Here is a 22,332-nt window from a genome sequence, read left to right as displayed (position 1 = left end):
CGATGAGCGCGTACACGGCCCTGACCACCGCCGGCTACCGGGCGCAGGTCCGGGACAAGGCCACCCTCTTCTTCACCTTCGCCTTCCCGCTGCTCTTCCTCGTCGTCTTCGGTCTGATCTTCAGCGGCAAGGACGTCGAGCAGAGCGGCCGCCCGTACATCTCGTACATCGCGCCCGGTGTGATGTCGTGGGGTGTCGCCAACGCCGCCGTGTTCGGCATCGCGTTCACGCTGATGCAGTGGCGGCGCGACGACCTGCTGCGTCTGGTCCGGCTCACTCCGACACCGCTGACCACCGTCCTGGCCTCACGGTACGTGCTGGCGCTCGGCGTCGGCGTGGCGCAGGCGGCCGTCTTCGTCGGCGTGGCGATGCTGCCGGGCTTCGGCCTGGCCGTGGACGGGCGCTGGCCGCTGCTGCTGCCCGGGCTCGTCCTCGGCATCACGGCCTTCCTGGCCATCGGCGTCATCGTCGGCACGTACGCCAACACGCCCGAGGCCGTCGCCGCGATCGCCAACTGCCTGATGGTGCCGATGGCGTTCCTGTCCGGCTCGTTCCTGCCGATGGACATGATGCCGGGGTGGCTCCGGTCGGTCTCGCTGGTCCTGCCGCTGCGGTACCTCAACGACGCCGCCTCCGGAGCGCTGACCGGCAGGGGGCCCCTGACGGACATCTGGACCGGCTGGGCGGCGCTGCTCGGCTTCGCCGTGCTGTTCGGGGCGATCGGCCTCAAGACCTTCCGCTGGAGCAACCGGACATGACGACGACCGTCTCCGTCCGGGCCGCGGACGGCACCCCGCTGGAGGAGGCCCGGCGCACTCTGGCCGGGGCGCTGGCCGGGCAGGGTGCCGGCGTGGTGACCCTGGGCGTCCATGACGCGCTGGGGCCGCGGTCGGCCGACCCGTTCGCGGCCGCCCGGCCCACCGCGACCGTGCACCTGTCCTCCCGCGCCGTCCTCGTCGGCCCCTGGGGCGGGGACGGCACGTCCCCCGCCTGTGGCCGATGCCTGGCCATGCGCCATCAGCGGCTGCGCAGCCGCAGCGAGCGGGACGCGCTGGAGACCGGCAGCCGGCCGCCGGTCACGGTGACACCGCGGTGGCCCCTGCTGACGCCGTACGTACGGGACGCGACGGCCGCCCTGCACGAGGCGGTGTACGCGGGCACGGTCCGGGAGCCGGGTGAGCCGGCCGACCGGGCGCTGCCCCAGGTGTCCCGGCTGGACCTGGAGACGCTCCAGGTGCGGACGTATCCGCTGCTCGCCGACCCGCTCTGCCCCGACTGCGGTCCGCGCACGCAGGACGCGCCGGCCCCCTTCGTCCCCGCGCCACGGCCCACGCCCCGCCCCGGCGCCCGGTATCTGCGCGCCGCGTCCTCCTATCCGCTGCCGCGCGCCGCGCTGGCCAATCCGGTGACCGGGGCCCTCGGCGGCGGAACGTGGATCAACGTCACCTCGCCGACGACCGCGCCCGTGGCGGGAAGCGTGTTCATGCGTGGTTACGCGGGTCTGACCGACGTGACCTGGAGCGGGCAGGCGAACAGCTTCACCGGCAGCCGCGATCTGGCGTTCCTGGAGGGTCTGGAGCGGTATGCCGGCACCCATCGCCGCACCGGTGGCCGGCTGCTGACCGCCTCCTACGAGGAGTTGGGCGACCGGGCGCTCGACCCGGCCGAGTGCGGCTTCTACGCGCCTGAGACGTACCGGGACGATCCGATGGTCTCCCCCTTCGACCCGCGGCGGCCGATCCCCTGGGTGTACGGGCATTCGCTGCGCGACGACCGGCCGGTGCTGGTGCCGGCCCGGCTGGTGCACTACAGCGCCGGTCTCGCGGCCGACAACTTCGTCTTCGAGTGCTCCAACGGCTGCGCGATCGGCAGCTGCCGGGAAGAGGCCCTGCTCGGGGCGCTGCTCGAACTCATCGAGCGGGACGCCTTCCTGCTGGGCTGGTACGGCGGTCTTCCGCTGACCGAGATCGACCTTGCGAGCCTTGCGAGCCCCGCCGTGCGGGCGATGGCCGACCGGGCCGCGCTGCACGGCTACGACGTGCACGCCTTCGACAACCGGATCGATCTGGCGGTGCCCGTCGTCACCGGTCTCGCGGTGCGGCGCGACGGCGGGCCGGGGCTCTTCTCCTTCGGCGCGGGCGCCGCCCTCGACCCGGAGGCCGCCGTGGAGGCCGCCTTGTCGGAGGTGCTCACCTACATCCCGCACCTGCCCGGCCAGGTGGCCGAGCGGCGGCCCGAACTGGAGGCGATGGCCGACGACTTCACGCTCGTACGGCACCTCAAGGACCATGCCCAGCTGTTCGGGCTGCCCCGGATGGCCCCGCACGTACGGCCGTACCTGGAGCCGGTGGAGGTACGGCCGATGGCGGAGGTCTACGCGTCCTGGAACGCCGTCGAGCGGCCCCGGACCGGAGATCTGCGGGATGATCTCCTGCACTGTGTACGGGAGTTGACCCGGGCGGGCCACGATGTGATCGTCGTCGACCAGACCACTCCGGAGCAGCGCCGGGCCGGGCTGAGCACGGTGTGCGCGGTGGTGCCGGGGCTGCTGCCGATCGACTTCGGCTGGTCGCGGCAGCGGGCACCGTACCTGCCCCGGCTGCGTTCGGCCCCGCGCCGGGCCGGGCTGCGGGAGCGGGACCTCGACGAGGCGGAGATCCGCCGCGTGCCGCACCCCTTCCCCTGAGCGCACATCCTGCGCCCGGCAAGGCGGATGCCCCGGCCCTCCTCCCAGGAGGAGGGCCGGGGCATCCGTGTGCGGCGGTCTGACGGTTGGTCAGGCGCTGCAGGAAGTGGTGCTGGTGGTCGACGAGCACGTCGAGGTGGAGCTGCAGCTCGTGGAACCGGCGAGGACGACCTCGCTGGCGTCGGAGTAGTCGGAGATCTCGAAGGTCTCCGACTCCAGCTCCAGGATCTCGTCGGCGAGGGAGGCGAGGGGCGACTTCTCCATGGTGGCTCCTTGGGTCGAGCGGTGTGTGGACGTTCCCATCCCAGCGCCCGCCGCCGACACCGCACCCATCGTCCCGCTGACAGGTCGCTGACACGACGTGTCAGCGACCCAGGTGGCCGCCGTTCGCCGCGCCGCCGGAGGATGTGCGGATGGACCGCACCGCGCCCGCCCCGCCGACCCGTCTCGGGACGCTCCTGCGCCCGCTCACCGAGTTCTGCCTCGACCTGCACCTGCATCCGGAGCTGTCCGGCGAGGAGCGGCGGACCTCGGAGCGGTTCGCCCGGTGGCTTGACGACGCGGGCCTGCGGACCACCGTCGGGGTGGGCGGCCACGGCGTCGTCGGTGAGCTGGCGAACGGAGACGGGCCGACCGTGCTGGTCCGGGCCGAACTCGACGCGCTGCCCGTGCGGGAGCGGACCGACCTGCCGTACGCGAGCCGCGGCGAGGCCGCCCATGTCTGCGGCCACGACTTGCATCTGACGGCCGCCGCGGGCGCCGCCTCGCTGCTCGCCGGGGCACCGGAGACCTGGCGGGGCCGGCTCCTGGTGGTGGGCCAGCCGGCCGAGGAGACCCTGGAGGGCGCGCGGGCGATGCTCACCGACGGCCTGTACGAGCGGTTCGGCCGCCCCGACCATGTCGTCGCCCAGCACGCGGCGCCGCTGCCGGGCGGCATGGTCGCGCACGGCTACGGTCCGATGACGGCCGGGTCGGTGACGTTCCGGATCGTCGTGCACGGCCGAGGCGGCCACGCGGGCGCCCCGCATCTGGCGGTCGACCCGGTGGTGACGGCCGCGCATGTGGTGACCAGGCTCCAGACGGTGGTCTCCCGCGAGGCCGCACCGGCCGAGCAGGTGGCGGTGACCGTGGGCCGTTTCCGGGCCGGGGAGCGGGCGAACGTCGTACCGGACCGGGCCGAACTCGACGTCACCGTACGGGCGGTGAGCGAGGCCTCCCTCGCCCGGGCCGCGGCGGCGGTCGAACGGGTCGTCCGCGCCGAGTGCGCCGCCTCGGCCTGCCCCCGCGAGCCGGAGATCGTCACCACGTCCCGGTCACCGGTCACCCATCCCGACCCGGCGGCGACGGCGGCCGTACGAGAGGCGCATGTCACGGAGTTCGGTCCGGAGCGGGTGGCGATGTGGCCGCCGTCGCTTGCCACCGAGGACGTCGCGCTCTTCGGGGACGCGGGCCGCCGACTGCACGGCGCGGAGGGGATCGCACTGGTCTACTGGATGCTCGGCACGGCCGGTCCCCGGGCGTGGGCCGAGGCTCCGGGCGCGTCGGCGGCCGAGAAGCTCGCCGCGCTGCCCGCCAACCACTCCCCCGAGTTCGCCCCGGACCTCCGCTCCTGCCTGCCGACCGCCGTCGCGGCACTGACGACGGCGGTGGCGCGGCTGACCCACGCCTGACTCGCGCGGGGCGGCGGCGAGACCCCGGCAGGGCCCCGCCGCCGTCCGCGAGAGGTGTGCGGCTACGGCGCCATCTCGTACGCGCCGGACAGCGCCTCGACCCGCTCCCAGACCCGGGCCGAGCGGGCGTCGTCGACGACCGGGCGCCGCACCGCGCCCAGCGCCCACTCCTGCTGCTGCACGGTGGCGGAGTCCTTGCCGTGCAGCTCGACGGCGTGCGCGGAGAAGTCGCGGACGAGGACGGCGAACAGCTCGTCGAGGACGTCCTCGTCGAGGCCGGTGAGCCGCGCCTGCTCCAGGATCAGCTGGCCGTGGACGACGAGCGCGAACAGCTGGCCGACGGCGAGGAGCAGGTCGAGGTCGCGGCTCTGCTCCTCGTCGGGGGCGGCGGTGGTGACGAAGGCGCACAGCGCGTCCGCCTGCTCGCGGAAGCGCTCGACATTGGCGACGTGCGCGTACGCGTCGTAGGCGGTGCGCCAGTCGTGGAAGCGTACGGAGCCCAGGCCGCGGGCGGGGCCCTGCCGGAAGAGGAAGGTGTCGTCGGCGGCGTCGAGCCGGGTCGGTACCGGCTCGTAGGGCGCGGGGTTCAGCAGGTGGTTGCGCATGAACTTGAGGATCAGCGCGAGGTTGACGTGGACCGTGCCCTCCAGCTTGGGCAGTCCGCGGATCTCGACGGCGGCCTGGGCGAAGTAGTTGTCCTTCTCGAAGCCCTTGGCGGCGATGACGTCCCACATCAGGTCGATGACCTTCTCGCCCTCCGTGGTCACCTTCATCTTCGTCATCGGGTTGAAGAGGAGGTAGCGGCGGTCGTCGGGGCCGGCGGTGCGGAAGTAGTCGACGGCGCGGTCGCTGAACAGCTTCATGCCGACGAGCCGGACGTACGCGTCGGTCAGCTCGCGGCGCACGTGCGGGAAGGCGGTGACGGGGCGGCCGTAGAGGATGCGGTTCTGGGCGTGCGTGACGGCCTCGTACATCGCGTGCTCGCAGATGCCGATGGAGGCGGTGCAGAGGTTGAACTTGCCGACGTTGACGGTGTTGAGGGCGGCGTCGAAGGCGGCGCGGCCGGTGTGCAGCACGTCCTCGGGGCCCACCGGGTAGTCCTCGAGGCGGAACTCGCTGACGTACTTGGAGGAGTCGACCACGTTCTTGACGAGGTGGTACGACGGGTGGCGGCTGTCGGCGGCGAAGAAGACGTATCCGTCGGGGCCTTCGACGTCGGTGCGGCGGCCGAAGACGGAGACGAGGCCCGCGGCGTTGCCGTTGCCGATGTAGTACTTGGAGCCGGTGGCCCGCAAGCCGCCCTGGCCGTCGGGCTCGAGCAGCATGTCGGTGGAGTAGATGTCGGCGCCGTGCGTCTTCTCCGACAGGCCGAAGGCGAACACCTCACCCTCCGAGAGGAGTTCGGCGGCGCGGGCGCGGGCGGCGGCGTTGTCGCTCTGCCAGACCGGGCCGAGGCCGAGGATGGTGACCTGCCAGGCGTACCAGTAGTCGAGGCCGTAGAAGCCGAAGATCTCGTTGAGGGCGGCGATCCGGGCGGTGTCCCACCGCTTGTCCGGGTGGCCGTCGGCGGCGGCGGCCGGCGTGAGGAAGGCCGCGAACAGGCCCTCCTTGGCGGCGAAGGCGAGGAAGTCGCCGAGCCAGGCGCGGGAGCGGTAGTCCTCGATGAGCCGGCGCTTGCCGCGCTCCTCGAACCAGTCGACGGTGGCGCGCAGCAGCCTGCGCGTCTCGGGGTCGAAGTGCTGCGGGTCGTAGGTGCGCGGGTTGAAGAGCAGCGGGTCGGACATGGTGGTCCGCCTTTCCGGGAGGTGTGTTCGTGAGGGTGGTCAGCGCTCGGAGGCGAGCCGGCGCAGGGTGGCGAGGACGTCGTCGAGCCAGGCCAGCGTCATCCGCTCGTAGGCGATGCCGCCGCGCAGCACGACGTGCTGGAGCTCCCGCCCGGCGTCGGGCGGTACGGGGGCGGTGGGCGCGTCGGGGCCGGTGAAGTCGCGCAGCTCGCCGGCGAGGTAGCGGGTGAGCCGTTCGGTGTGGGCCTGGTGGTGCCGCTCGACCTCGCGGATCAGCGCGGCCGGGTCGTCGAAGGCCGCGCCGCGGATCTTGACGGCGAGGTCGTGACGGACGCTTTCGAGCTCGATCGGCTCGTGCAGCCAGGAGGAGAGGGCGGCGCGGCCGGGCTCGGCGACGGAGTACTCCTTCTTGTCCGGCCGGTCCGCCTGCGGCACCTCGCGTACGTCGACCCAGCCGTCGGTCTCCATACGGCGCAGGACGCGGTAGATCTGCTGGTGGGTGGCGGTCCAGAAGTAGCCGATGGACCGCTCGAACCGCCGGGCCAGCTCATAGCCGGAGCCCGGCTTCTCCAGCAGGGAGACGAGGATCGCGTGTTCGAGCGCCATACCCCGATCCTTCTATGCAACTCGTTGCATAGACAAGCGCCAGGGCCCGGGTGAGACACGGCTCACGGCGCGGTCACGGATCCCGGCGGAGCGGGGAGCCGGCCGCGGCGGACCCGGGCGAGGACGATCACCGTGTCGTCGGTGGGCGCCTCGGGCAGCAGCCGCTCCAGGATGCGGTCCGCGGTCTCCTCCAACGACCCTGAAGCGACGCTCAGTTCGGCGCGGAGGACGTCCATGCCCGCCTCGATGTCCTGGCCGCGCGCCTCGACCAGACCGTCGGTGTAGAGGGCGACGACACTGCCGTCGGCGAGCTCGGTCTCGGTCGTACGGAACGGCACGCCGCCGACCCCGAGAGGCACCCCGAGGAGCTCGTCGACGGCCTCGACCGTGCCGTCCGGGTGCCGCACCAGGGGCGGAGGGTGTCCGGCGTTGGCGATCCGGGCGCGGCCGGTGGTGGGGTCGTAGCGGAGGTAGAGGCAGGTCGCGAGCTCGATACCGGCCTCCTGGGCGCAGACGTCGAGGTCGGCGAGCAGGTCGTCCGGTTCCCTGTGCCGGGCCAGCGCCTTGGCGGTGATACGCAGCCGCCCCATGGCCGCCGCGGCCGGGACGCCATGGCCCATGACGTCGCCGACGACGAGGGCGACCCGGCCGCCGGGCAGGTTGATCACGTCGTACCAGTCGCCGCCGACCTCGGTGATGTGGCTGCCCGGGAGGTAGCGGTGGGCGACCTCCACGAAGGGGCTGGCCCCCAGGGCGGTGGGGAGCAGCGCGCGCTGAAGGGTGAGCGCGATGTCCTGGACCCGGCTGTAGAGCCGCGCGTTGTCGAGGCAGAGCGCGGCGCGGGAGGCCAGCTCACCGGCGAGGCTGAGGTCGGGTGCGGCGAACGGCGGCCGCGCGGCGGACCGGCCGAACATGGTGAGGCCCTGGACGGTGTTACGGGCGATGAGCGGGGCGATCAGCAGGCTGGTCAGACCGCTGTCCAGGAGCAGCCGGGCGCGTTCCTGGTGGATGACCGTCCTGGTCATGAAGTCGGCGTCGACCGGGACACAGACGGGGCTGCCCGTGCGCAGCATCTCGTGGATCGCGGAGCCCGGCGGGTAGGTCACGTGCTCAAGACCGACGACGAGTTCCGGGGCGGGCGGCGGCAGGACGGTGCCGGCGGCGATCCGGCGGGTGAACAGCGGCAGTTCCGGCTGGAAGACCTCCGGCTCGTCCATCCACTCCACGACCTCCACCACGGCCCCGTCGCAGAAGTCCGGAACGGTGGCGTCGACCAGCTCCCGGGCCGTGACGCGCACGTCAAGCGTCGTGCCGATGAGGGTCGAGGCCCGGTCCAGCAGCGCGAGGCGCCGCCGGCCCGCGGTCGCCTCGACGATGGCCTGCTCCCGGTCGGTCACGTCGACCAGCAGCCCGCCCACCCCGGGCCGGGTGTCCCCGGCCTGGCTGAGCGGGAACCAGCTCACGGAACGTACCTGGTCGTCGTCGGGACGGCCCGCCGTGCGCAGGCCCAGGAGGGCGTTGACGACCGGCGGCCCGCCCGCGGCGACCCGCTCCAGGAGGCGCTGGTGCTCGCCACCGTCGGTCGTGATCATGATGTCGTCGGTACGCCGCCCGAGATGCTCCTGGATGGAGACGCCGTCCATGTCGGCGAGGGCCTGGTTGAGGTGGACGTAGCGCAGCTCCGGGTCGAGCATGACCAGGCCGATGGGGCAGGTCTCGAAGAGGGAGTCGAGGAAGGCGAGGTTCGTCTTCACCCGGTCGAGCTCGTCGCCCCGGCTCGCCAGGGCCATGACGACGGTGCCGCCCGCCGCGCCTGTGAGCGGGAACACCCGGAAGCCGCATTCGAGGACGGTGCCGTCCCGCCGGCGGACCGGCAGCCTCCCGCGCCAGTAGCCCAGGGTCCGGCCCTGCGCCGCCAGCCACCGGGCCGGGTCCAGGGAGCCTGGCGGCGGCGTGGGGAAAAGCATGGAGGCGGGCCGGGACAGCACGGCCGCGGAGCCGTGCCCGAAGAGGGTGTGCGCGCCCGATCCCCAGTAGCAGATCCGGTCGTCCTCGTCGACGCCGAACACGGCCACGGCCACATGCCCCAGCAGCGGCCCCGGCTCGGACCACAGCGGGGCCTGTCCCCTCTCGCCCCCCGGCCGCTCCGACGACACCAGGTGTCCCCTTCCACCGAGGCACACGGTGGCTGTGTCCGTCCGCGCGACGGCGGACGGTCCTGGGAGCAATTCTGCCCGCCACCGCCTCCTCGCACATCACGGCGGAGCCGCGGCCTGTGCGGGCCGCGGCTCCGCCATGTACTCGATGGCCACGAGCGCGGCGTCGTCACCCAGATGCCCCCCGGCGTGCTGGAGCAGGTCGGCGCAGACGTACCGCAGGAGGGCCTCCGGGCCGTCGCCGGACCAGGCGGCGACCCGCGCGGCGAGAGGGTAGAAGGTGCCCTGCCTGTCCCGGGCCTCGACGACGCCGTCCGTGTAGAGCAGGAGGATGTCACCGGCCCGGAAAGGGAACGTCTCGGCCGCGAATCCCGAGGTCATGAAGGACGTGAGCCCCAGCGGCGGTGCCTGCCGGCGCATCTCCAGCGGGACGACCCGGCCCTCGCTGAGCCGCAGCGGCGGCGGATGCCCGCAGTTGATCATCTGGAGGGACGAGCTGCCGTCCGGCAGATCGAGCACGGCCGCGGTGGTGAACGACTCCCCGGCGTCCTCGCCGTCCCCGCCGGACGCGCCGGTCCCGTCCGTGTCGGAGGAGACGGTCGCTTCCAGATAGGCGACCAGGTTGGGCAGCTCGGGTTTCCAGTGGGCGGCGGCCCGGAACGCGCCGAGGAGCCGGGCGGCCTCCCCGATGGCCTCAAGCCCCTTGCCCCGTACGTCCCCGATGATGAACCGGCTCCCCTTGGCCGTACGCACCACCGCGTACAGGTCCCCGCCGATCCGGGCCTCCGCCTCGGCGGCCAGGTAGACCGAGGCCAGCCGACAGGACCCGATCCGCTGCGGCAGCGGCCGCAGCACGACTTCCTGCGCGGCCTGCGCCACCGACCGCAGCTGGGTCAGCTGCTGCTCGTGCCGCTCCCTCGCCCGGGCGAGGAAGGTGACCAGCACCGAGATGAGGATCAGCGCGCTGATCTGGAGGGTGTGGTTGAGGTCGGTCAGGCTGGTGCGCACGACGGCGACCACCGCCTGGGCGAACACGGCGAGCGCGCCGATGGCGGCCGTGGCGCGGGGACCGGCCAGCGAGGCGGTGATGGCGGGCGCGGCGACGAGGAAGGGCCCCAGGTGGACCTCGGGCGGGGCGAGGATGTCGACGACGGTGACGATCACGATCAGGGCGATCGGCAGGGCCAGTCGCGCGCCGGGAGACTTCCACGACCGGCGGTGGCGTCCGGGCGATCGTCCAGGCCCCATGCATCCTGGATACACCCGTTGCCGAGCCGCCGCCGCACAGGGCTCGCGGCGGCCGGCGAATCGCGCAGACGAATGAGTCAACGGCGCCCCTGGTCCGTACTGGTGGGCGAAGGACAAACCCTGCGGCCGCAGTCATCACCGGACCGTCACGGACGGCGCGTGGAGCGCCGGTTCCGCTGACCGTCCACCGAACACAAGGCAGGCCCGTGCCGTCCGGACCGGACGGCACGGGATGGTGCCGGCCGAGGAGGACCGCTGTGCACGGTGACCACGACGACCCGCAGGGAACGCCCGACACGGAGCCGCTCTCCGTGGAGTCGATCAGGGAGTCGTTCCAGAAGGTGCTGGACGCCCTGGACGCCGCACGCGCCGATCTGTACAGGAGCGATCCCTGGGGGCTGCGCGACGGGCAGGGGCGCGGAGCGCCGTCCGGAGCCGCCCCCGGGGCCGAGGCGGAAGCGGGTACGAAGGCGCATGCGCAGGCGGATGCGGACAGGCCCGGCGCGCGGGCCAGGAGCACCTTCGAGGACCTGATCTTCTTCCGCAGGGAGGTGGCGTGGGGCGCGGGCGACGCACCGGCGCCCGCCTCGCCGCCGGTGCCGGTGGAGCCGCTGTGGGCCCGTAACGCGCCCGCGCCGGAGCCTTCGTCCGCCGCCCGGCCGGAGACCGGGTGCACCCCCGAAGCTCCCGCGTGGCCGGAGGAGATCCGGGTGACGGCCGGGGCCGCGCGGGGGTGGGGCCCCTGGCGGGGAGCGCCCGGCCGCAGGCGTCGGCCTCCGCTGGGACGGCGGGGCCAGCTGGCGGGGGTGTGCGGGGTGGGGGCGGTCGGCGGGCTCATCGTCGCCTCGTCGCTGCTGGCCGACGGCCGTCTGGTGCCGGGCGGCCCGGTGCCCTCCGTACAGCCGGACCGGCCACTGCCCGTCGGCACCGACGCCGGGCCGGCCGGCGCCCCGCGCGGATGGGGGGCGCCGGCCGACAGGATACGGGTCGTCTCGCCCGGTACGGACGGCGGGGCCGGCGGCCGGTACACCGTGGAGGTGCGGGTCGCCGAGGCACGGTTCCAGGACCCGGCCGCCCAGGCCGGAGCGGGTGCGTCCCCGGTCAGGCCGCAGGGTCCGGAGCGAGAGTGGTGGTGACGGGGCCGACGGGGTTGATGGTGACGGCGAAGGCCGCTCCGGGCGGGGCGCCGTGGAGCGTCGGGACGAAAGCCGGCAGGAGGTGTTCGAGCAGCGCGGTCGCCTCACGCAGGGCGAACTGCGCGCCCAGGCAGGCGCGCGGGCCGAGGCCGAAGGGGTAGTAGGCACCGGGCCGGGTGGGGCGGTCCTCGCCGGTGAGGAAGCGCCGGGGCCGGAAGGCCTCCGGCTCCGGCCAGAGGCCCGGGTCGCGGTGGGTGAAGTACGGGCTGCTGAGCACGGTGGTACCGGCCTCGATGCGGTGTCCCGCGACGGTGTCGTCCTCGATGGCGTGGCGGGGCAGCAGCCAGGCGGCCGGATAGAGCCGCAGGCATTCGCTCAGCAGTGCCTGGAGCGAGGCCGTGCGGGCGGCGGAACCCCTTGGCCCGGCGGCCAGGGCCAGGGCCCGCTCCCGCGGGTTCCGGTCGAGGAGGAGAAACAGCCAGGTCAGGGTCGTGGCGGTGGTCTCGTGCCCCGCGACGATCAGAGTGACGATCTCGTCGCGGATCAGCCGCTCGGTGTATTCGGGGTGCTCGGCCGCGGCGTCGAGGAGGGTGTGGAGCAGACCGGGGTCCTGCGTGGGCATGGAGTGCGTCGCGGCCTGCCGGGCCTGCTCGATCGTGTGTGCCACGACCGCGTCGATGCGGGCGACGTGCGGCGCCAGACTGGGCTGTTCGCCTTGGCCCGGCAGCACGGGCAGGGCGGCGAAGATGCTCTGCAGCGTCTGCAGTTCACGCTGGGTCGAGGGGTCGATGCCCCGGCCGGTGAGGGCGCGCCAGATGACATCGAGCGAGTACCACCGCATCTCCTCCACCAGGTCGAAGGCCTCGCCGGTGCGCGCGTACGCCTCCCAGCGGCCGGCCGCGCCACGGGCGGCGTCCTCGATGGCCCGGTGGAAGCGGCGGATGCCCTGCCCCGTGAAGTGCCGCTGCAGGAAACGGCGCTGACGCTTCCACGGCTCGCCTTCGGCGCACACGACTCCGTCACCGAGCAGGGCGCGCAGCCGGTGGGAGCGTTTGACGTACCGGTCGGGGTGGCGGGCGAGCACATGCTGGACGCCCTGCGGGTCGGTGAGCAGGGCGGCGGTCGTGCCGCCCAGGCGGAGCACGCAGACCGGGCCGACGGCGGCGGCCCGGGTGAGCAGCTCGATCAACGGCTCGCCGGCGGAGCGCCATTGCAGGACGACGGCCGGGGAGAGTTCCGGGGCGGGGGTGGGGGCGGGTGCTTCCGTGGCCACAGCGGGTGCTCCTGACGGGAGTTCCGAGGGGTCGTGCCGGACCTTCGAGGGTAGCGGACGGTGACATCGCGGATACGTTCCGCCGGGGAAAGGTGGCCTTCAGCATCGGCGACCAGGAGCAGATCGTGCTCGGCGCGTTCATCGAGGCGGGCACCGAGGCGGCGCGCCGCGAGGACGGCCGGCTCGGTGTCTGCCCGGACGTGGTTCCGGCCGGCCGGAGCGTCACGTGCGTCACCGCCGTGGCGCCGCTCGCCTCGTCGCCGTACCTCGACATCTCCTTCGCGCCGACCGACGGCCACGAGAGCGGCACCTGGAAGCTGCCCACGGGAGGCTGAGGCGCGTGGAGTTTCGGGGGCAGCCGGAGGCTGCCCCCGTCGGCCGTCACCGGCCGTCACGGACGGGCGCGGGTCAGCCGCCGCCCGGGCCGCCGCCGTCGACGTCCTTGGACAGCGGGACGTTCCCGGTGTTCTTGACGTGCCGGGCCGCCACCCAAGCGAGCTGGTCCCTCAGCCGGTACCAGATGTCGTTGCCGTCGATGTTCTGCGCGTGCACCTTGCTGTGCAGGCCGACCTCGACGCCGTGGTTGATTCTTCCGATGACGGCGGAGTCCGTGCTCGGGAACTTCCTGATGTTCACGCCGATGTCGCTGACGACCGTGCCGAACGGCTGGGGTGGACTGGGCATCTCATCCTCCTTCAGGTGGCGCCCGGGGCTCCGGGCGGGCTGTTTCGGAGAGTAGGCCCGGCTCCGGCCGTCGAGCCGGAGGTGAGCGGCGGCGGCGCGAGGTGGGCCGGACAAGTCATTCCGATGGTGCCGTCCACCCGGCGGGTACGAGCCCCCGCCCGGCCCCTGCGCTCCGCGCACACCCACCCTTCACCGTCACCCCTCACCGGGACCGGTCGTCCGCGTCCTTGGCGGAAGGGGAGCCGGGGCGGGTGCGCGGTACGTTCTGGTCGTCCGGGACCCAGTACCAGTCCCCGTGCCAGACGATGAGGACGAGCACCGCCACCACCAGGGAGGACACCCCGACCACCGCCCAGGCCGCCGGGTCCCCCGCGGTCGCGATCGGTATACCCCGGCCCGGCCGCGACACGGGTCACCCGGGCGCGGGTGACCCGGCGCGGCGACCGTCAGCGGGCCGACCCCAGCGCCTCGCGCAGGGCCTTCGCGAACTCCACCGGGGCGCCGTGCTGGCCGTACTCGCCGCCGAGGAAGCCGCCGTGGTGGCTGGGGAACACGGTCAGCTCCGTGCCGAGTCGGTCCGCGATCTCCGCCGCGGAGCGGGCGGAGAACTCCCCTTCGGACTCCTCACCGGCCGCGATGACGATCCGGGTCGACGCCGCCCGCAGGGCGGCGAAGTCGGGCCGGTAGGAGGTGCAGCCTCGCATGTTCTGCCCCAGCAGCGGGTCGTCGCGGGTGCCGTCGTCCTCGGCCGGCAGCCCGAAGTCGGCGGGCGAAGGGGCGGGCCGCTCCGTCCAGTCGGCCGGGAAGAGCCCCTTGTGGCTCGTCAGCGCGATGAACTTCGCCATCGCGGGGCCCGTGCCCTCGCGCAGGTACGTCGTGTGGATGTCCGCGCAGGCCGCGAGCGCCTCCTCCCGGTCCGGGAGGACCTGCGCCGTCGGCGGCTCGTGCGCGACAAGGGTCCGTACGAGATCTCCGTGGAGCGCCACCAGGGCGAGCGCGTTGATCGCCCCGCCGCTGCTCGCGAACACATCCACCGCCCCCGCGCCCAGCGCCTCGATCACCCGCCGCAGGTCCTCGGCGTGCTCCTCGGGCGCCGTCTGAGCTGCGCCGTCCGTACGCGGGCTGCGGCCGACGCTCCGCGGGTCGTAGGTGACGACGGTCCGGTCGGTGAAGTGCGAGGCCAGCGTGGTGAACCCGGTGGCGTCCATCGGCGAACCGACCAGCAGCAGGACGCGCTCACCGGCGTCCGCGCCCGCCGGGCCGCGGTGGATGTCGTAGGTCAGCGTGGCGCCGGGCGCCTCCACCGTGCGCGTCTCCGTCTGAACCTGGGTCATCGGTGTCTCCTCGATTGCCGTGCTGTCACAGAAGAAGACCGCCGGCCCCGCCGAAACTCATCGCCGGCAGGCGAACTCCCCCGAAATCTTTTCAACGGAGCATGCCGACGATCATGGACCGCGGCCGGACGCTACCGGTGGGTTGACGGGCGGGGGGAATGCGCAGTGCAGAAAGCCGCAGGGGGTGGATTCCATGCCATAAGGGTCGATGGGGCATGGTCGCGCTCACTCCTCCTGGAGGTGGCCACCCGTCGCCAGGAGGTACGCCAGGTTGGCCCGGCTGCGGCTGCCCAGCTCGTCGGAGGCCCGCTTGATGTGCGCCGCCACCGTCCGGGGGCTCATCCCCAGCCGCGCCGCGATGGCCGCGTCCGTGTACCCCTGGACCATCAGGCGCAGGGCCGTGCGCCGCTGCTCGTCCGTCAGCGGCGCGGGCCTGGCGTGCGGTGCGTCGAGACCGACCGGCTGGGCGCTTCCCACGCATGGTCGAAGACACCGGCGAGGAAGCGCGCGACTCCGGGGTGTTCGATGAGCAGGCCGTGGTCGAGCCTTTCGTACCGGTCGTCGGGGATGAGCGCCACGGACCGGTCGTAGACGATCACCGGTCGAAGAGCGTGTCCAGCGTGCGGAACTGCCCGCCGGCGCTGTGGACGGCCGCCATGTACTCCAGCATCGAGCGGTGGGTGCGGACCGTGTGCTGGTACAGCGTGCGGTGTTGTACGCCCCGGCGCAGCAATGCCGTAAGGGCGCCAGGTTCTCGTCGAGGATGTCCTGCGGCCGGGGGCCGCCGGGCTGGGCCGCCTGCAGTTCAGGCCGGCAGGTGGCGCGGAGCGTGCGGCGCGTGCGCTGATGACGTCGGCTCCGCGCAGCAGCCGGACCGGGGAGCCGCCGCGCCGGCCCTCCTCGCGGTAGACGGCCTCGGCCTGGGCGATGGTCCGCCTGATGGCCAGCAGCTGTAAGCGGCCGTGGACCAGAGCCTGTTCGACGGGCCGGGACAGTCCGTGCGCGGCGATGTCCGGTGGTACGCGGACGAAGTCGGCCGAGCCGTCCGGGCCCGGCCGGAGCAGACCGGTCCCGGTCAGGCACGACGGCACGGGGCCGGGCACGCTGCCCCGGCCGAGCGCGGTGCGGTAGACCTCGATTCCCTCGGGGCACAGGTCCGCGGGGCCGAGGGAGCCCTCGGCGCCGGCGGGTAAGGGTTCCTGTCCGGACAGGCACATGTCATCCCCCCTGGATTGCGCGACGCTCGATCATCCATCTCGATTGCCCATGGATGACAGCGAGTTCCGAGGGGTGGGACGTGGTGCGCGGGCCGCGAGGCGGCGGGCGGCCGCCTCCGGCTCAGCTGCGACCGTTGGTTGTCAGCAGTCAGTTCTCAGCCGTCAGTTGTCAGCCGTCTGTCAAAAGCTGTCACTTGTCAGCCGTCATCTGTCAGTGGTCATCTGTCAGCTGCTCTGCTGGCGGTGACCGCCGAACGGGCCCGGCAGCACACCGGTCTTGGCCGCCGCCAGGATCGCGTCCGCCTGTTCCCGGGTGAGCTTGCCGTCCTTGACCGCCTGGTCGAGCCGGTTGGCGAGCTTCTGCCGCAGCGCGGTCCCGTCCGGCCGCTTGCCCTCGCGGTCCTTCCGGTGCTTCTCGCGGATCTCGGCCCGCTCCTCACGCTGCGCGGCCCGGAACTTCTCCAGGGAGGCGTTCACCTTCTCCACGGGCACGCCGAGATCCTTGGCGAGCGCCTCGGCCAGCGCCTTCTGCCGCTTTTCCCGCTGCTCGGCCGCCTTGCCGCGCTCCGGACGGGCCTCCTCCTGGGCGGCGGGTGCTCGTTCGGAGCCGTCGGCGAAGGCCACGGCCGGGAAGACCAGCCCTGCGCCGACCAGGGCCGCCGCCCCCGCGGCGAGACCGGCACGCTTACGGACACTGTTCATGGTTGCCTCTCCCTGTTCGCGGCCCCGTTCATGACCGACGGTGGCTCATTGTGGACGGCGGGGCTGAGGGGTGGCTGAACGCCGTATGAGAAATCCCTGAGGCGCGGGCGCCCGGCCGCGTCGTAGCATCCGCGGATGTCGAACATCGAACTGCTCACGCCGGAAGTCGGCGCCGTCGATTCCGCGGGGCTCCGCGCCCAGGACGCCGACGTGCTCGCGCGGTGGGCGGCCGACCGCGCGCAGCCGTGGTGGCGCCGGACGGCCTGCCTCGGCGCGCTGGCCGGGCGGGTGCCCGAGGCGCGGGTCGGCGAACTGCTGGAGTGTGTACGGGATCCCGGTGACGACGGGACGGTACGCAGGGCGCTGCTGGAGCTCCTCGCGGACCGGGAGGAGCTTCTGCCGTGGCTGCGGCACGAGGACCGGCGCTCCGAGGCCGCGTACGGCCTGCCGGAGGCGGTGCTCAAGGCGCGCGGCGCCGTCGGTGACCTTTCGGCGGCGGGCGAGCTGGCGACGCTGGCGTTCAGTGAGTGGCGGCATCAGCGGCAGCTCGGGGAGGCCGGGCTCGACGCGCTCGCCGACCGCCACGGGGCGGCGGCGGTGCTCGCCGGGCTCGGCGGCGGGCGGCCGGAGGACCGTGCCTATGCCGTGCGGCTGCGGGCCCGCGCGGACGAGGACGTGTTCGACGCGCTCGCCGATCCCGACCGGCGGGTCGCCCACCTCGCGCAGTGGCTGCTCGACGACCCGGACCGGATCCGCCGCCAACTCGCCGGGGCTCCGACGGTGGACGCGGCGCTGTGGGCCGCGTACGCGCTGCACCGGCTGACCGACGACGTGGCCGAGACCCGGGCCGTGTACGAGGCGCTGGGGCGGCCCCGGGTGGAGGTCGAGGGCCTGGACGAGGAGCTGCGCCGGGCGATCGTGCACGAGTACGGTCCGGGGTGCGCGGAGGGGAGCGATCCGCGGTGGCGGATCGAGGCCCTGTGCACCGAGCCTCCGCAACTACTTGATGTGGAGCAGCAGTTGGGGTCGGCGGTGTCCGCCCTGGCCGCGGCGGGGCTCGCGCCGCGGCCGCCGGTCTCCTGCGGCGAGGCGAACCAGCAGGGGGGCGGTACGTACCACGTGATCGGGTACGGCGAGGACGGTGGCGAGGTGTTCGTCAGCACGCTGGGACGGTTCGCCGGCGACTACGAGGACGACCCGGTCGTCCGGGAGGCGCTCGAAGGGGCCGGCCTGCGCTGGATCGACGGCTCCACCGGCGCGATCCGGGTCACCGGCCTCGGTGTCTACTACTTCGGCAGTCGTGACCCGCTCGATGTCCACACGCTGCTGTTCTATTGGCAGGACTGAGGGGCGGGGGGCCTTCCGGGGCGACGGCGTCGGAGGTGGCGGACCAGCGCGGGCAGCCAGGGCGCGGCGGCGAGCAGGAGCAGTGTCGAGAGCAGGGGCAGCCGCCACCAGGGGGAGACGCTCGGGGGTGGCGGGGACGGTGTGGGTTCCACCCAGGGGCGAGCGGTCTTCGACCATGCCAGGAAGGCGTCGCCGACCGGGAGCAGGCCGAAGGCGTACCGCTTGGTCCAGGGTGTGCCGACCGGGAGGCCTGCCACTTCGCTGTGGTTGGCCAGCGCGCCGGCGAGTGGGGCGTCGCCGTGGACCTGGGCCGCGCCGAGGGTGACGACGGTCGCGGACAGGCTCACGCCGAGCGGGAGGGGGCCGGAGTCGACGTCGGCCGGGCCGTCCATGCCGTCGGGGTATTCACGTACGGCGGGCCCGAGGCCGAGGAGTGTGCCGACGTACTGGTCGCGGAAGCGCTGGTACTGGTCGCGGGCGAAGGCGGGGTCGATGTCGACGAGGAAGCGCTGGATCATGCTCTGGGAGGTGCCTCGGGCGACCTCTGCGGGGGTGCCGGTGGCGGCGTCGACGCGGTGGGGCAGGAGGCCGGTGCGGGGGTCGAGCCGTCGGCGGGTCTCGGTGAGCCACCGGTCGACGGTGCCGGTGAACCGGTCGGGCCGCAGGGTGTCGTGCAGGCGCAGTGAGGCGATGGCGACGGTCGAGTCGACGGGCCAGGCCTGGCCGGGGTAGGCCGGCAGGTAGGGGGTGGCGGAGGCGTCGAAGGCGGCGCCGATCGCGGCGGAGTCGTCGGTGAACCGGCGCAGTTCGGCGGGGTCGCGCCGGGAGGGTTCCTGGAGGCTGAGCACTCCCCCGCGCAGCCAGTTGCTCCAGCCTCGGTAGAAGATGCCGTACGAGGGGGTGAGGTCGGCGCTGAAGGGGGCGCGGCCGGAGGGCCCGTCCAGTCGTTCCAGTGCCCAGCGGGCCTCGTGGAGTGCGGTGGCCCGTTCGCCCGCCGGCCTGCGCATGCCGATCTCGGTCCAGCTGAGTCCGTACAGCACGTGGAGGAAGAAGTAGCCCTCGGGGAACAGTGCCTGGGCCTCGTCCCCGGCGCCGCGGTCCAGTTCGGCGCGGAGGAAGGCCAACTGCCGTTCGGCCCCGGGGGGTTCGGCGGTGGGGCCCGCGGTGGCGGGTGCGATGAGCCGCACCGCGCCGAGGAGCGCGCAGAGGCTGACGGTGGCGGCGACGAGCCGGCGTGCCCACCGCAGGACGTGACGCACCGTTGTTCGAGGTCCGGACATGCGCCGATCCTATGAGGGGGCGGTGACGGCCGGGACGGCGGTCGGTCAGACCTTCGGGTGCGGGGCGGTCACCGGGCGCCGGAGGAGGTACGCGGCGGCGGAGGTGACCAGCAGGAGCATGCAGGCGATGAAGACCAGTCCCGCGCCTTCGAGGCCGAGCGGGTCGGCCAGCAGGCCCACGCCGATCACGGGGACGGAGATGCCGGTGTAGGCGACCACGAAGAGGGTGGAGATGACCGCGGCGCGGCGGTCGTCCGGTGAGGCGCCGGCGACGGCGGAGAGCGCGCCGCGGAAGGCGAGGCCCTGGCCTGTGCCGCCGACGACGGCGGAGAGTACGACCAGTGCCAGGAGGTCCCAGTGCATCGCCCCGGCGAGCAGGAGCAGGCCGGCGAAGAGGCCGGCGCATCCCAGGGGGAGGGACCGGGCGACGCCGACGCGGCTGACGGCGAGTTGTCCGGCGGTGGAGGAGAAGAAGGCGAGGGCGACGACGAGGCCGCTCACGGCGTGGTTGTCGACGTGCAGGAAGCGGGCGAGGAACGCGGGGCTGACGGAGGTGAAGACTCCGAAGAGGGCGAAGCCCACGAAGGAGGCGATCGCGGCGGGGACGAACACCGCCCGTACCCGTGCGGGCAGGGCGGGTCGCTGCGGTCGTACGGCGGTCAGGGGTTGTCGCTCGCGTACGGTCTCCGGGAGTCGCAGCAGGACGGCGGCGGAGGCGGCCACGAGGGCGAGGTGGACGGCGAAGGGCAGCAGCAGCGGCGAGGGGGCGTATTCGGCGAGGAGGCCGGCGAGCAGTGGGCCGCAGCCGAGTCCGCCCATGTTGGCGGCGGTCGCCACGAACGTGGCGCGGGAGCCGCCGCCGGGCGGGGCGAGTTCCAGCACATAGGCGGTGGCGGCGCCGGTGAACAGGCCCGCCGACAGGCCCGAGAGGAGCCGTCCCGCGTACAGCCAGCCCAGGCCGGTGGCGCAGAGGAAGCAGACGGCGCTCGCCGCGGCGAAGCCGAGGCCCCACAGCAGTACCTGCCGTCTGCCCACCGTGTCCGAGGCGTTGCCGGCGAGGAGCAGTATGCCGATGACTCCGAAGGCGTACACGGCGTAGACGACGGTCACGATCAGCTCGGAGAATCCGAATTTCTCCTGGTAGAGGGGGTAGAGCGGGGTCGGCAGTGTGGTGCCGGCCATGCAGACGACGAATACGGCTCCGCCGAGCAGGCATCGGAGCCACCCTTGACGATCACCTTCCATACGGCCGACCGTATCCGGGCCGGGGGTGCGTGGCGCGGCAGCGCGGCGTGCCGGGCGTGAGTACGGGGGCGGGGCGGTTGAGTACGTCACCCCATGCCGGCGGGGTGGGGTGGGCGGTCGAATGGGGTCATGACCTCGAAGGCTTCGCGGTACGTCCGCGTCCAGCACGTGACCTGCGCCGGTACCGCCCTGGCGTCGGCGCTCCTTCCGCTGGCCGTCGGCGTACTGATGGCCAAGGCGATGGCGGCGGACCCGCTGACGCCGGTGAACGCGCTGATCACGGGTGGTGGTCACCGGGCGCGGATACCGCGCTGCCAGTGGCGTCGCTGCGGGCGGGCCGCGCTGAGGCTGCGTCCGCGGCTGCGGCGGGCGGTGTGAGAAGCGGTCCTCCACGGGGGAAGGAGGACCGCTTGCGGCCACCATGCCAGTTCGGCGCGGCGGACACCAGGGGTGTGCGCGAATCGGCCGGGGGCATATGCGGGTGGATCTGGGCGCGCGCTCAGGAGGGCTTGCGGAGGGTTTGGGAGAGGCGTTCGCCGAGGGCGCGGTCCAGGGGGGTTTCGGAGGGGATGCCGAGGGTGGCGGCCAGGTCGCGGAGGTGGAGGTCGGCGAGGGCCTCGGTGAGTTCGGCGAAGGACTGGGCGGCGGACCGGCCGCGGTGGAGGGCGGTGGCGGTGGCGGCGAGGCCGATCAGGGCGGCCGGCCACCACCACAGGCCGAGGACCAGGTAGCCCGCGCCCCAGGCGCACAGGCGTGCGGCGGCGGCGAAGCGGACGCGGGCGGCGTGGAGTTCGGCGCGGGTGCCGTCGGCGGCGAGGAGCCAGAGGTGGGGCCAGGCCGCCGCGAGATCGAGGCGGTAGGTGCGCCAGAGGCGTTGGCCGGGGGCGGCGAGCCGGTCGCCCATGGCGAAGGGGTGTCGGGGTGGGGCGGCCGCGATGCGGTCGCGGTCGGCGTAGCGGCTCTCGGCGAGGCCGGCGAGCCGGTCGGCGTCGTCCGCGCCGGCGATACGGGCCCGGCCGGCCGTGACCAGCGCGGTGCGGAACGCGGCGTCGGCGGCGCGCCAGCGGCGCAGCCGGCGGTCGGCGAGGCGCCGTAGCAGGGGCCCGCGGGGTTCGGCGCACCAGAGGAGTTCCACCGCGGCGCCGAGGGTCTGGGCGGCGGTGCCGACGGCGGCCGCGCCAAGCAGCAGGCCGAGGGCGACGAGGGCGACGGTGCCGGCGCTCCGGGAGGCGGGTGCGGCGGCCAGCGTGTCGAGCCAGGTCCGCAACTTCCCCGCGTCGGACCAGTGTTCGTGGCCGAGTACCGTCGCCGTGGTGGCGGCGGCGATGAAGAGCAGTCCGGGCAGGGCCAGCAGCGTCAGCCACCGCTCGGCGATCCGGCCGCCCAGGGCGCTGAGGAAGGCACTGGTCACCGGAGGGGCACCGGGTTCAGGGGGCGGCCGAGGATGCCGCAGGCGGGCCGGTCGGGGGCGTCGGCGTCCGGTGCCTCCACCCGCCCGCAGTGGCCGGTGGGGCAGGCCAGTACGTACAGCGCGGGGTGCCCCGGCCCGGCCACCGGCAGGCTCTGGAAGCCGGGGACGGGCGGCGGGGGCGTCGTGCGGTAGGAGCCGAGCCCGGCGCTGTGTCCGGCGGCCAGCAGCAGCTCCTCCAACTCGTCGAGCAAATCTTCGAGTTGCGTCGGGGGGCGGCCGTCGCGCAGGGCGGAGACGATGGTCTCGACGAGCCGCGTGCCCGGCTCGCCCAGGGCGCCGAGCTCCGGCGAGGAGGAGGGGTCCGCGAGCCGGCGGCAGAGCTCTCCGAGCCGTGTGTCGCCTGTGTCCGCCCCGTCGGCCGTGTTCGCCACGCTTCCGCTCCCCCTCGGGCGCCGGTTGCCACTTCGGGGGCGATTGTACGGCCGGAGGGCGGCGGGCCGAGGGCTCCTTGGCTATCGTGAACACGGGCCGTAACGTGGACGATACGGGCGGC

At 73.7% G+C, this 22,332-nt stretch carries 23 protein-coding genes; 7 read left to right on the top strand and 16 right to left on the bottom strand.

The window, feature by feature from the left end; all coding sequences use genetic code 11:
• The first annotated feature begins 2 nt into the window (after nucleotides 1–2).
• On the top strand, nucleotides 3–758 hold the full coding sequence (locus IEZ01_RS01665) for an ABC transporter permease (protein ID WP_019890991.1): 756 nt from the start codon (nucleotides 3–5) through the stop codon (nucleotides 756–758).
• Nucleotides 755–2,686: a TOMM precursor leader peptide-binding protein gene (locus IEZ01_RS01660; RefSeq protein WP_189199444.1), complete on the top strand. Its 1,932-nt coding sequence runs from the start codon at nucleotides 755–757 to the stop codon at nucleotides 2,684–2,686. Before IEZ01_RS01665 ends, IEZ01_RS01660 begins: the two co-directional genes overlap by 4 nt.
• Before the next feature lie 90 nt (nucleotides 2,687–2,776).
• Here the strand turns inward: IEZ01_RS01660 and IEZ01_RS01655 are convergent, their stop codons facing one another.
• Nucleotides 2,777–2,950 (bottom strand): thiazolylpeptide-type bacteriocin, encoded by a 174-nt coding sequence (locus tag IEZ01_RS01655; protein WP_007268044.1) that lies wholly within the window; start codon nucleotides 2,948–2,950, stop codon nucleotides 2,777–2,779.
• A gap of 149 nt (nucleotides 2,951–3,099) precedes the next feature.
• On the opposite strand from IEZ01_RS01655, the gene IEZ01_RS01650 reads away from it, so the two are divergent.
• The gene (locus IEZ01_RS01650; protein ID WP_189199441.1) at nucleotides 3,100–4,356 is read left to right on the top strand and encodes an amidohydrolase; all 1,257 of its coding nucleotides are present in this window, start codon (nucleotides 3,100–3,102) and stop codon (nucleotides 4,354–4,356) included.
• 62 nt (nucleotides 4,357–4,418) lie between these two features.
• On the opposite strand, the gene IEZ01_RS01645 is transcribed toward IEZ01_RS01650, so the two are convergent.
• From IEZ01_RS01645 to IEZ01_RS01630, 4 genes are all read right to left on the bottom strand, one after another.
• The gene (locus IEZ01_RS01645; RefSeq protein WP_189199439.1) at nucleotides 4,419–6,140 is read right to left on the bottom strand and encodes an acyl-CoA dehydrogenase family protein; all 1,722 of its coding nucleotides are present in this window, start codon (nucleotides 6,138–6,140) and stop codon (nucleotides 4,419–4,421) included.
• Between the two features lie 39 nt (nucleotides 6,141–6,179).
• Nucleotides 6,180–6,746 carry a PadR family transcriptional regulator gene (locus tag IEZ01_RS01640; RefSeq protein ID WP_019890986.1) on the bottom strand — a complete coding sequence of 189 codons (567 nt, stop codon included), beginning with the start codon at nucleotides 6,744–6,746 and terminating at the stop codon, nucleotides 6,180–6,182.
• A gap of 62 nt (nucleotides 6,747–6,808) precedes the next feature.
• Nucleotides 6,809–8,902, bottom strand: a complete 2,094-nt coding sequence (locus tag IEZ01_RS01635; RefSeq protein ID WP_019890984.1) for a SpoIIE family protein phosphatase — start codon at nucleotides 8,900–8,902, stop codon at nucleotides 6,809–6,811.
• A 99-nt stretch (nucleotides 8,903–9,001) separates the two neighbouring features.
• Nucleotides 9,002–10,150 (bottom strand): PP2C family protein-serine/threonine phosphatase, encoded by a 1,149-nt coding sequence (locus tag IEZ01_RS01630; RefSeq protein ID WP_189199437.1) that lies wholly within the window; start codon nucleotides 10,148–10,150, stop codon nucleotides 9,002–9,004.
• 257 nt (nucleotides 10,151–10,407) lie between these two features.
• Between IEZ01_RS01630 and IEZ01_RS01625 the strand changes: the two genes are divergently transcribed.
• Nucleotides 10,408–11,286: a hypothetical protein gene (locus IEZ01_RS01625; protein ID WP_028798206.1), complete on the top strand. Its 879-nt coding sequence runs from the start codon at nucleotides 10,408–10,410 to the stop codon at nucleotides 11,284–11,286.
• Here IEZ01_RS01625 and IEZ01_RS01620 read toward each other — a convergent pair.
• The gene (locus IEZ01_RS01620) at nucleotides 11,252–12,559 is read right to left on the bottom strand and encodes a cytochrome P450 (RefSeq protein ID WP_189199435.1); all 1,308 of its coding nucleotides are present in this window, start codon (nucleotides 12,557–12,559) and stop codon (nucleotides 11,252–11,254) included. The two genes, IEZ01_RS01625 and IEZ01_RS01620, sit on opposite strands and share 35 nt — an antisense overlap.
• A 92-nt stretch (nucleotides 12,560–12,651) precedes the next feature.
• Here IEZ01_RS01620 and IEZ01_RS01615 point away from each other — a divergent pair, with 92 nt between their 5' ends.
• The gene (locus tag IEZ01_RS01615) at nucleotides 12,652–12,894 is read left to right on the top strand and encodes a hypothetical protein (protein WP_189199433.1); all 243 of its coding nucleotides are present in this window, start codon (nucleotides 12,652–12,654) and stop codon (nucleotides 12,892–12,894) included.
• Between the two features lie 73 nt (nucleotides 12,895–12,967).
• Here the strand turns inward: IEZ01_RS01615 and IEZ01_RS01610 are convergent, their stop codons facing one another.
• The 6 genes from IEZ01_RS01610 to IEZ01_RS01580 form a co-directional block, all read right to left on the bottom strand.
• Nucleotides 12,968–13,243: an SH3 domain-containing protein gene (locus IEZ01_RS01610; protein WP_019890980.1), complete on the bottom strand. Its 276-nt coding sequence runs from the start codon at nucleotides 13,241–13,243 to the stop codon at nucleotides 12,968–12,970.
• 202 nt (nucleotides 13,244–13,445) lie between these two features.
• Nucleotides 13,446–13,583, bottom strand: a complete 138-nt coding sequence (locus IEZ01_RS01605) for a hypothetical protein (protein ID WP_158685729.1) — start codon at nucleotides 13,581–13,583, stop codon at nucleotides 13,446–13,448.
• Between the two features lie 106 nt (nucleotides 13,584–13,689).
• A complete protein-coding gene (locus IEZ01_RS01600; RefSeq protein WP_189199431.1) occupies nucleotides 13,690–14,577 on the bottom strand; it encodes an alpha/beta fold hydrolase in 888 nt (295 codons plus the stop codon).
• 225 nt (nucleotides 14,578–14,802) lie between these two features.
• A complete protein-coding gene (locus tag IEZ01_RS01595; RefSeq protein ID WP_189199429.1) occupies nucleotides 14,803–15,054 on the bottom strand; it encodes a helix-turn-helix domain-containing protein in 252 nt (83 codons plus the stop codon).
• A gap of 118 nt (nucleotides 15,055–15,172) precedes the next feature.
• Complete coding sequence (locus IEZ01_RS01585) at nucleotides 15,173–15,310, bottom strand: hypothetical protein (protein ID WP_189199425.1); 138 nt, start codon at nucleotides 15,308–15,310, stop codon at nucleotides 15,173–15,175.
• A gap of 709 nt (nucleotides 15,311–16,019) precedes the next feature.
• Nucleotides 16,020–16,496, bottom strand: coding sequence for a hypothetical protein (locus tag IEZ01_RS01580; protein ID WP_189199423.1), 477 nt, complete (start codon nucleotides 16,494–16,496; stop codon nucleotides 16,020–16,022).
• A gap of 135 nt (nucleotides 16,497–16,631) precedes the next feature.
• Here IEZ01_RS01580 and IEZ01_RS01575 point away from each other — a divergent pair, with 135 nt between their 5' ends.
• Complete coding sequence (locus IEZ01_RS01575; protein ID WP_189199421.1) at nucleotides 16,632–17,843, top strand: hypothetical protein; 1,212 nt, start codon at nucleotides 16,632–16,634, stop codon at nucleotides 17,841–17,843.
• On the opposite strand, the gene IEZ01_RS01570 is transcribed toward IEZ01_RS01575, so the two are convergent.
• Both IEZ01_RS01570 and IEZ01_RS01565 read right to left on the bottom strand, forming a co-directional pair.
• The gene (locus tag IEZ01_RS01570) at nucleotides 17,828–19,123 is read right to left on the bottom strand and encodes a hypothetical protein (protein WP_229832592.1); all 1,296 of its coding nucleotides are present in this window, start codon (nucleotides 19,121–19,123) and stop codon (nucleotides 17,828–17,830) included. The genes IEZ01_RS01575 and IEZ01_RS01570 overlap by 16 nt on opposite strands.
• A gap of 45 nt (nucleotides 19,124–19,168) precedes the next feature.
• Nucleotides 19,169–20,368, bottom strand: coding sequence for an MFS transporter (locus tag IEZ01_RS01565; protein ID WP_189199419.1), 1,200 nt, complete (start codon nucleotides 20,366–20,368; stop codon nucleotides 19,169–19,171).
• Nucleotides 20,369–20,497: 129 nt separating this feature from the next.
• Between IEZ01_RS01565 and IEZ01_RS01560 the strand changes: the two genes are divergently transcribed.
• Nucleotides 20,498–20,746, top strand: a complete 249-nt coding sequence (locus IEZ01_RS01560; RefSeq protein WP_019890970.1) for a hypothetical protein — start codon at nucleotides 20,498–20,500, stop codon at nucleotides 20,744–20,746.
• 121 nt (nucleotides 20,747–20,867) lie between these two features.
• Here the strand turns inward: IEZ01_RS01560 and IEZ01_RS01555 are convergent, their stop codons facing one another.
• Together IEZ01_RS01555 and IEZ01_RS01550 are read right to left on the bottom strand one after the other, a co-directional pair.
• Nucleotides 20,868–21,779: a hypothetical protein gene (locus IEZ01_RS01555; RefSeq protein ID WP_019890969.1), complete on the bottom strand. Its 912-nt coding sequence runs from the start codon at nucleotides 21,777–21,779 to the stop codon at nucleotides 20,868–20,870.
• Nucleotides 21,776–22,210 carry a hypothetical protein gene (locus tag IEZ01_RS01550; protein ID WP_019890967.1) on the bottom strand — a complete coding sequence of 145 codons (435 nt, stop codon included), beginning with the start codon at nucleotides 22,208–22,210 and terminating at the stop codon, nucleotides 21,776–21,778. The genes IEZ01_RS01555 and IEZ01_RS01550 overlap by 4 nt, the downstream gene beginning before the upstream one ends.
• Between the last annotated feature and the right edge of the window lie 122 nt (nucleotides 22,211–22,332).

The sequence above is a fragment of the Streptomyces purpureus genome (genome assembly GCF_014648195.1).
GTDB lineage: Bacteria > Actinomycetota > Actinomycetes > Streptomycetales > Streptomycetaceae > Streptomyces > Streptomyces purpureus.
This window is presented reverse-complemented; position numbering and strand designations above follow the sequence as displayed.